Annotated in this window: 6 protein-coding genes and 1 pseudogene; 4 read left to right on the forward strand and 3 right to left on the reverse strand. The window is 75.2% G+C overall.

From position 1 onward, the window contains the following. Positions 1 to 444 (reverse strand): annotated as a pseudogene (locus EBN88_RS26325) (helix-turn-helix domain-containing protein); the annotation flags it as partial. A 129-nt stretch (positions 445 to 573) separates the two neighbouring features. Between EBN88_RS26325 and EBN88_RS26330 the strand changes: the two are divergent. Next, a complete protein-coding gene (locus EBN88_RS26330) occupies positions 574 to 1,422 on the forward strand; it encodes a phytanoyl-CoA dioxygenase family protein (RefSeq protein WP_122399548.1) in 849 nt (282 codons plus the stop codon). A gap of 66 nt (positions 1,423 to 1,488) precedes the next feature. Further along, on the forward strand, positions 1,489 to 2,388 hold the full coding sequence (locus EBN88_RS26335; protein WP_233580978.1) for a pentapeptide repeat-containing protein: 900 nt from the start codon (positions 1,489 to 1,491) through the stop codon (positions 2,386 to 2,388). A gap of 150 nt (positions 2,389 to 2,538) precedes the next feature. Here EBN88_RS26335 and EBN88_RS26340 read toward each other — a convergent pair whose 3' ends face one another. Then, positions 2,539 to 3,288 carry an SDR family oxidoreductase gene (locus EBN88_RS26340; protein WP_122399550.1) on the reverse strand — a complete coding sequence of 250 codons (750 nt, stop codon included), beginning with the start codon at positions 3,286 to 3,288 and terminating at the stop codon, positions 2,539 to 2,541. 177 nt (positions 3,289 to 3,465) lie between these two features. Then, the gene (locus EBN88_RS26345) at positions 3,466 to 4,125 is read right to left on the reverse strand and encodes an HAD family hydrolase (RefSeq protein ID WP_233580980.1); all 660 of its coding nucleotides are present in this window, start codon (positions 4,123 to 4,125) and stop codon (positions 3,466 to 3,468) included. Between the two features lie 291 nt (positions 4,126 to 4,416). Here EBN88_RS26345 and EBN88_RS26350 point away from each other — a divergent pair, with 291 nt between their 5' ends. Continuing rightward, a complete protein-coding gene (locus EBN88_RS26350; RefSeq protein ID WP_122399551.1) occupies positions 4,417 to 7,899 on the forward strand; it encodes a DNA polymerase III subunit alpha in 3,483 nt (1,160 codons plus the stop codon). Beyond that, positions 7,896 to 8,816: DNA polymerase Y family protein (locus tag EBN88_RS26355; RefSeq protein ID WP_122399552.1), on the forward strand; the 921-nt coding region annotated here is incomplete at its 3' end. The genes EBN88_RS26350 and EBN88_RS26355, both read left to right, overlap by 4 nt.

The raw sequence follows: 8,816 nt of genomic DNA on the forward strand, positions 1-8,816 counted from the left end.
CGGCCCCGGCGCCTCGCCCGACCAGCGCGCGTCGGCCGCCATCCGCGCGAACGCGGCGGCGATCCGCTCCCGCGCGAACTCCGGCACGCCGCGCACCGCGTAGAGCCCGCCGCCGGGCGAGCGGAACGGCCGCAGCCAGCCGGCCCAGGCCGGCCTGGCCTGGCAGTGCGCCCACCAGAACGCCCACCGTTCCGCGCCTTCGGCCACCTCGTAGCGGTGGGGCGCGCGGGGGCCGAGGGCGACCAGGTCGCCGGGGCCTGCGGTCGTCGCGTCGGGCCCCTGGCACAGCAGTCCGCCGCCGGCGACGGTCCAGGTGAACAGCCAGCTGTCGGCCCCGCGCGGGCGGCGCACCGCATAGCCGGGCCGTTCGTCGAAGCGGCCCACGGTCAGCAGGCCCGGCGGGGGAGCAGCAGCCTCGGGCAGGTCCCCGGCGTTCACGGGCATCCTCCAGACCGGCGGTCGGACCTAGCGTCGAAACAGAACGCCAATCACCAGACGACTCAACCAGACAGCGACCCGAACGAACAGAGAACGACGGCGACGACCGATCGCGGACGTACTGGGAGCGGACAGATGACGACAGCCGAGACCACAGAGACGACGGCCGGCGCCGGGGGCGACGGCCTGCCGGAGGCCGAGCGGCGGCGCTTCCGGGAGGAGGGATTCCTGGTGCTGCGCGGCCTCTTCGGGCCGGAGGAGATCGAGGAGCTGCGGGCGGAGTTCACGGCGATCGGCGCGGGCGGACCGGTGCCCGGCCACTTCGAGCCGAGGGAGCCGGCGCCCGGCGAGCCCGACGACCCGCTGATCCGCCTGCCCCGGGTGATGCACCCGCACCAGATCAGCCGGCTGGCGCTGCGCTGGCTGCTGGACGCGCGGCTGCGTGTGGTGTTGGAGGGGCTGCTGGGCGAGGAGCCGCTGGCCGCGCAGAGCATGTTCTACTTCAAGCCGCCGGGCGCCCGGGGGCAGGCGCCGCACCAGGACAACTTCTACCTCCGGGTCGAGCCCGGCACCTGCGTGGCGGCCTGGATCGCCTGCGACCTGACCGACCGTGACAACGGCGGTCTGGAAGTGGTTCCCGGAACGCATGAGATGGACCTCTTCTGTCCGGAGGAGGCCGATCCGACGCTGTCCTTTGCGCGGGAGTACGTTCCCCCGCCGCCTGGGCTGGCCGCCGTGCCGGTCGACATGGCGCCGGGCGACGTGCTGTTCTTCAACGGCAGCCTGGTGCACGGCTCGCAGCCCAACCGCACGGCCGACCGGTTCCGCCGCTCGTTCATCTGCCACTACGTGGGCCGCTCGGCGGAGCGGATCGGCGACTGGTACCCGACGCTGACGATGAGTGGCGAACGGGTGCGGCTCCCGGAGAGCGAGGGCGCCGGGCCCTGCGGGACGGAGTTCGAGGCCCCGGCCGGGCCCCACTGAACCAGCGGGGAGACGCCTGGGAGGATGGGGCGCACGAGCCGGCTGAGTCGCACGAGGAGGGGCGCGTTGTCCCCAGGCACACCACCCGTGACCGCCGGCGCGCGCCGGCGGCTCGCGCTGGTCGGCGACTGCGCCGACTGTCACGGGCTGTGCTGCGTGGCGCTCCCGTTCGCCGCCTCGGCCGACTTCGCGCGGAGCAAGCCGGCCGGCACGCCCTGCGGCCACCTCGGCGCCGACTCCCGCTGCGGCATCCACGCCGGGCTGAGGGAGGCGGGCTATGCCGGCTGCGCCGTCTTCGACTGCTTCGGCGCTGGTCAACGGGTCTCCCGGGTCACCTTCGACGGCGCTGACTGGCGCGAGGACCCCGCGACGGCGCGGCGGATGTTCGCCGTCTTCCCCGTGCAGCGTCAACTCCACGAGCTGCTCTGGTACCTGACCCAGGCCACCGCGCTGCCCGCCGCCCGCCCGCTGGCCGGGCGGCTGGCGGGGGCGTTGGCCGAGACGGAACGGCTGGTCGACGCCGGGGCCGACGAACTGCTCGCGCTGGACGTCGCGGCGCACCGCGCCGGCGTCAACGAGCTGCTGCTCGCGGTGAGCGAGCGCGCGAGGGCCGGGCTGCCGGCCGCGCGCCGCTACCGCAGGGGCGCCGACCTGGCGGGCGCCCGGCTGCGCGGGGCCGACCTGCGGGGGGCGAACCTGCGGGGCGCGCTGCTGATCGCGGCCGATCTCGGCGGGGCCGACCTGCGGGGCGCTGTCCTGATCGGCGCCGACCTGCGCGGGGCCGACCTGCGGGGCGCCCGGCTGGCCGGCGCGCTCTTCGTCACCCAGGCCCAGCTCAACGCCGTGCGCGGCGACGGCGTGACGACCGTTCCCGAGCGGCTGACCCGCCCGGCCCACTGGCCCGCCGTCGCCGCGCGTGACCGGGCGCGAAGGCGCGGCAACGGGCGTCGTTCCGCCGGGCGTTGACCTGTTCCCGCCCGTCACCGCTGGTCGGCGGCGAGCGCGGTGAAGACCTCCAGCGCCCGTCGGCGGCGTCCGCCCTGGCGCGGGTCCCGGCCAGGGCGCGGTCGGCGTTGCCCCGCACCCACACCGCCGGTTCCCCGGGGCGGCCCGTGGTCAGCGGGTGGTGTATCCGCCGTTGGGGAAGAGGGTCTGCCCGGTGAACCACGCGCCGTCGGTGACCAGATAGGTGATGAACCGAGCAACGTCATCGACCTGGGTGAGCTGGCCGCCCATCGCCTGCGAGCGGTGGAACTCGACCCGCTCGGGCGTCTCCTGCGGATAGAAGAACGGGGTGTCCATGGGCCCGGGGGCGACCACGTTCACGGAGATCCGCCGGTCGGCGAACTCCTTGGCCGCCGCCCGGGTGAAGTGCTCCAACGGGGACTTGCCGCCGGCGTAGGTGGCGTACCCGTCGGTGAAGGCGGCCAGCAGGGAGGTGCCGAGGCTGACGATCCGACCGCCCTCGTTGAGCCGGCGGCCGGCCTCCTGGATGAAGAAGAAGCCGGCCTTGGCGTTGATGCCGAACATCCGGTCGTACTCGTCCTCGGTGGTCTCCAGGATCGGCTTGCGCAGCACCATCCCGGTGGTGTTCACCGCGATGTCGACGCCGCCGAAGGACTCGACGGCCGTGTCGAAGACCCGGCTCACCTCGGCGGGCCTGGTCAGGTCGCCCTGGATGGGGACCGCCTCCCCGCCGGCCTCCTTGACCGCCCGGACCGTCTCCTCGGCCTCGTCCCGGCTGTGGTGGTAGTGCACCACCACCCGGGCCCCGCCCTCGGCGAAGGTCCGGCTGAGCAGGCCGCCCAGGTTCTTCTCACCCCCGCCGATCACCGCGACCTTCCCCCGCAGTGTGTTCTCCGCCATGTGTGACACCCCTTCGTCTCGCGCCCGCCTCTTCGGGCCTCTCACCTGGTCAATACTGGGCGATCGCCGACATTCCGGCATGTCGGGTGAAACGGGCGCGAAGGGGGATGAAGGGGCGTGTGTGACGGGGCGCGCGGCGCCTCGCGCGCCGCGAGCGTCGGGGTTCGGGCTCGGGTGTCAGCTGGCGCCCAGCAGTACCGGCAGCTTGCGCATGTCGTCGAAGACGGTGGTGCCGGGGCCGGCGAGCCACTCGGCCGGGGTGAGGCCGCCCGCGTAGCCGAAGGCGCGCATCCCGGCGGCGCGGGCGGCGCGCACCCCGTACTGGCTGTCCTCGACCACCGCGCAGCGGGCCGGGGCCACGCCCATGCGGTCCGCCGCGTACAGGAAGAGGTCGGGCTCCGGCTTGCCCCTGGCCACCTCGCTGGCGCTGAAGATCCGCTCGTCCCCGAACCGTTCGCGCAGGCCGGTGCGGCCCAGCGTGCGGCGCATCTTGTCGTGGCTGCCGCTGGAGGCGATGCAGAACAGCGGGACGGGCAGCGCGTCCAGGGCCTCGGAGACGCCGTCCACCTCGGTGAGTTCGGTGTCGATCGCGCGGGCCAGCCGGGCGCGGTACTCCTCGCCCCAGCGCGCGGCCAGTTCGGCGCCGAGTCGTTCGGCGATCTGCTGCTCGACCGCGCGCTCGGAGCGGCCCAGGAAGCGGTCGATCACCTCGTCCTCGGTCAGCGGCCAGCCCAGCTCCGCGCCCAGGTCCAGGCAGACCCGGAGCGCCAGCGGCTCGCTGTCCACGAGCACGCCGTCACAGTCGAAGATCACCAGGTCGAAGGGGGACCGGGACACGGGGGGATTAGCCACCCGGGCAGCCTAACGCGCCGGGCGCGCGCCGAGGGGCGCGGGAGCGTCCCGCACGCCCGCCCGGGAGCGTCCCGCGCCCGCCCCGGAGGGCTAACTCGGTGCTCGCCCAAGGCCGTTGCCGGCCGCCCGTTCCGGGTCGGCTTTCGGCCAGCCAAGATCGCGAAAACCCCCGGTGACCTGCGGCGGACGCCAATCGTACAAGCGTTCGATGGCTGGTTTATGGTGGACCGGAACAGCGGCGGACAGGGGGTCGGGTGCGCGAAGGAGGTGCGGGCGATGGCGGGGTTCACCCATCTCCATGTGGCCTCCGGGTTCTCCCTCCGCTACGGCGCCTCGCACCCCGAGCGGCTCGCCGAACGGGCCGGTGAACGGGGGATGGAGGCCGTGGCGCTCACCGACCGGGACACCCTGGCCGGCGCCGTCCGGTTCGCCAGGGGGTGCGCCAGGGCCGGGGTGCGCCCGGTCTACGGCGTCGAGTTGGCCGTCGGCCCGCCCGAGGAGCGCGAACGCACCGCCACGCAACGTCGGCGCACCCCCGTGCGCGGGGGCGCGTTCACCGACGAGTCCGCGCCCCGGGTGGTGCTGCTGGCCAGGGACGGCGCGGCCGGCTGGGCCGAGCTGTGCCGGCTGGTCTCCGCCGCCCACGCGGTCGGCGGGGAACGCCCGCTGCTGCCCTGGTCGGAGCTGGCCGCCGGCGGCGGTCGGGGCGTTGTCGCGCTGCTGGGCCCGGAGTCCGAGCCCGGCCGGGCGCTGACCGCCGGCCGCCCCGACCGGGCGGTGCGGCTGCTGGCGCCCTGGCGGGAACTGTTCGGCCCGGCGCTGCGCCTGGAGGTCGTCGCCAGCGGCCCGGCGCGCACCGCCGCCCGCACCCTGGGCCTGGCCGTCGAGACCGGGATCACCCCGGTCCTCAGCAACGCCGTCCGCTACGCCGACGAGGGGCAGGGCCCGGTGGCCGACGTGCTGGACTCCGCCCGCCGGCTGGTGCCCATCGACCCGCGCGGCCCCCTGGACAACGGCGAGCGCTGGCTGAAGGACCCGGCCGCGATGGAGCGCGCGGCCGAACGCGTCGTCCGGGACGCCGGCTACGGCCCGAAGGCCGCCCGGCGGCTGCTGGAGCACACCGCCGAGACCGCGCTCTCCTGCCGGGTCGACCCCGAGGACGACCTGGGCCTGGGCAGCGTGCACTTCCCCGAGCCCGCCCTGGTCGGCGCCGAACGGCGCACCGCCGCCCGGGTGTTGCGCTCCCGCTGCGCCGCGGCGATGCTGCTCCGGGGGCACGCGCGGGACCGCGAGCGCTGGGCGCGGCTGGAGACGGAGCTGGCGATCGTCGAACGTCTCGGCTACGCCTCGTACTTCCTGACCGTCGCCCAGGTGGTGGCGGACATCCGCGCGCTGGGCATCCGGGTCACCGCCCGGGGCTCGGGCGCCGGCTCGCTGGTCAACCACCTGCTGGGGATCGCGGCGGCCGACCCGGTGGAACACGGGCTGCTGATGGAGCGGTTCCTCTCCCCGCGCCGCCCGGTGCTGCCCGACATCGACGTGGACGTCGAGTCGGCCCGCCGGCTGGAGGCGTACCGGGCGATCTTCGACCGCTTCGGCGAGGACCGGGTGGCGACGGTCGCCATGCCGGAGACCTACCGGGTGCGGCACGCGGTGCGGGACGTCGGCCTGGCGCTGGGCGTCGAGCCGGCCGAGGTGGACCGGCTGGCCAAGGCGTTCCCGCACATCAGGGCCGGCGACGCGCGCGCCGCGCTGGCGGAGCTGCCCGAGCTGCGCGGGGTGGACGCCGACGCCTACGGCCCCCGGATGTGGGAGCTGGTCGAGGCGTTGGACGGCCTGCCGCGCGGGGTGGCCATGCACCCGTGCGGGGTGCTGCTCTCCGACGCCTCGCTGCGCGCCCGCACGCCCGTGGTGCCCACCAGCGGCGAGGGCTTCGCGATGTCCCAGTTCGACAAGGAGGACGTGGAGGACCTCGGGCTGCTCAAGCTGGACGTGCTGGGCGTGCGGATGCAGTCGGCGATGGCGCACGCGGTGGCCGAGACCGAACGGGCCACCGGAGAGCGGATCGACCTGGACCGGGTGCCCGGGGGCGACCCGGAGACCTACCGGCTGATCCGTTCCACCGAGACCCTGGGCTGCTTCCAGATCGAGTCACCCGGCCAACGGGACCTGCTGGGCCGGCTGCAACCCGTGGACTTCCACGACCTGGTGGTCGACATATCGCTCTTCCGACCCGGGCCGGTCTCGGCCGACATGGTCAACCCGTTCATCGACGCCAAGCACGGCCGGCGCGCGGTCCGTTACGTCCACCCCGACCTGGAGCCGGTGCTGCGGGAGACCCATGGCGTGGTGGTCTTCCACGAGCAGATCATCGGCGTGGTCGCGACCATGACCGGCTGCGACGCCGGGATGGCCGACGAGGCCAGGCGGGCGCTGTCCGACCCGGAGCGCCGGGGGCGGGTGCGGGTCTGGTTCGCCGAGCTGGCCGAGCGGCGCGGCTATCCGCCCGAGGTGATCGAGCGTGCCTGGGAGAGCGTCGAGGCGTTCGGGGCCTACGGCTTCTGCAAGGCGCACGCGGTGGCCTTCGCCGTGCCGACCTACCAGTCGGCCTGGCTGAAGGCCCACCATCCGGCCGCCTTCTACGCCGGGTTGCTCACCCACGACCCCGGGATGTACCCCAAGCGGCTGCTGTTGGCCGACGCGAGGCGGCGCGGGGTGCCGGTGCTGCCGCTGGACGTGAACCGGTCCGACGCGGTCTATAGAATCGAACTAGAGTCTGAATCCGGGCGCTGGGGCGTCCGGTTGGCGCTGGGCGAGGTGAAGGGCATCTCCGAGGACGAGGCGGCCAGGATCGCGGCCGGCCGCCCGTACGCCTCGCTGACCGACCTGGTCAACCGCGCCGCGCCCAGCCGCCCGGTGGCCGAACGGCTCGCCACGGTCGGCGCGTTGGACTCCTTCGGCGAGAACCGGCGCGATCTGCTGCTGCACCTGGCCGAGTTGCACCGGCAGCGCCGGGGGCGTGCGCCCGGCGCGCGCCAGCTGCCGCTGGACGTGAACCAGCCCGACGCGGACCACACCCCGCCCGCCGGCCTGCCCGACCTGGACCGGGACGAGCGGCTTGAGGCCGAACTCGGCGTGCTGGGCATGGAGACCCAACGCCATCTGTTGACCGATCACCGAGCGTTTCTGGACGAGTTGGGGGTCATCGACGCCCGGCGGCTGCGCGAGGTTGAGCACGGCGCGACGGTGTTGGTGGCCGGCGCCAAGGTCGCCACCCAGACCCCGCCGATCCGCTCGGGGCGGCGGGTGATCTTCGTGACCCTGGACGACACCAACGGGCTGGTCGACCTCGCCTTCTTCGAGGACAGCCACGCCGCCAGCGCGCACACCGTCTTCCACTCCTGGCTGCTGCTGGTGCGCGGCACGGTCCAGCGGCGCGGCCCGCGCACCCTCAGCGTGGTCGGCCAGATCGCCTGGGACCTCGCCGACCTCGTCGAACTCCGCGCCGCCGGCGGCCTGTCGGCGGTCGCCGAACACCTCGCCCACACCGGGGAGGCGGCGGCCGGGAACGCGAACGAACCCGCGAACGAACCCGTGAACGAGGCCGTGAACGGACCCGCGGGTGAGTCGGCCGTGACCCGGCGCATCGAGCAGCCCGGCGGCCACGACCTGCACCCCTGGGCCGACCTGCGGCCCGCCGGCGAGTCGCCCAAGGCGCCGCGCAAGCTCTGGCACGCCAGCCCGGGGAGCGCCGGATGAGCGAACGCGCCGTGCTCCACGTCCGGTTCCTCGGCCTTCCAGGGCGCCGGAGCGAGGACCACCACGAGCTGGTCCGGCTGCTGGAGGACCTCACCCCCGTGGTGCGCTCCCTGCCCCCGGACGCCGCGCTCGCCGATGTCGCCGGCGCGCTGCGGTACTTCGAGGCCGACGCCGAGCGGCTGGCCGGGCTGGTCCGGGTGCGGGCCCTGGCCCGGCACGGCGTGGACTGCGCCATCGGCGTGGCCGGCAACCCGCTGCTGGCCCGGCTGGCCCTGGTCGGCCGGGACGGGCCCGGGGTGTGGGTGGTGCCCGAGGACCCCGAGGGGATCGCGGAGTTCCTCGCCGAGCTGCCGGTCGACGCGCTGCCCGGGGTGGGCGCGGCGACCGCGCGTTCGTTGGCCGGATACGGCCTGGGCGTGGTGGGCCGGCTGGCCGCCGCGCCGCCGGCCACCCTGCAACGGGTCCTCGGCGCCGGCCAGGCCCGCCGGCTGCGCGCGCTGGCCAGGGGCGAGGACCCCACGCCCGTCGTTCCCGGCGCGCCCGAGCCGACGCTGGCGGTCGAGCACCGCTTCGGCCACGACGAACTCGACGCGGGATGGCGCCACCGCGCGCTGCTGAGCCTCGCCGACGAGCTGGGCTACCGGCTGCGCGGCGCCGGCCAGACCGCCCGCGCGCTGACCCTCACCGTCCGCTACGCCGACCACGCCACCACCACCCGCCGCCGCGAGCTGGCCGAACCGACCGCGCACACCCCGGCGTTGCTCGCCCTGGCCGACGCCCTGCACGACGCGCTCGGCCTCCAGCGCGCCCGGGTGCGCGCGGTCGCGCTGCGCGCCGAGGGGCTGACCGACGCCGACCGCGCCACCCGCCAGCTCTCCCTCGACCCGGCCGACGAGCGGCGCCGCCGCGCGGAGCAG

Origin of the sequence: Streptomyces triticirhizae, assembly GCF_003696235.1 — a bacterium.
Classification (GTDB): Bacteria; Actinomycetota; Actinomycetes; order Streptomycetales; family Streptomycetaceae; genus Streptomyces; species Streptomyces triticirhizae.

Bases quoted from the DNA above. Each gene is read 5' to 3' on its own strand.
- EBN88_RS26330 (WP_122399548.1), top strand. From the start codon at position 574: ATGACGACAGCCGAGACCACAGAGACGACGGCCGGCGCCGGGGGCGAC.
- EBN88_RS26340 (WP_122399550.1), bottom strand. From the start codon at position 3,288: ATGGCGGAGAACACACTGCGGGGGAAGGTCGCGGTGATCGGCGGGGGT.
- EBN88_RS26350 (WP_122399551.1), top strand. From the start codon at position 4,417: ATGGCGGGGTTCACCCATCTCCATGTGGCCTCCGGGTTCTCCCTCCGC.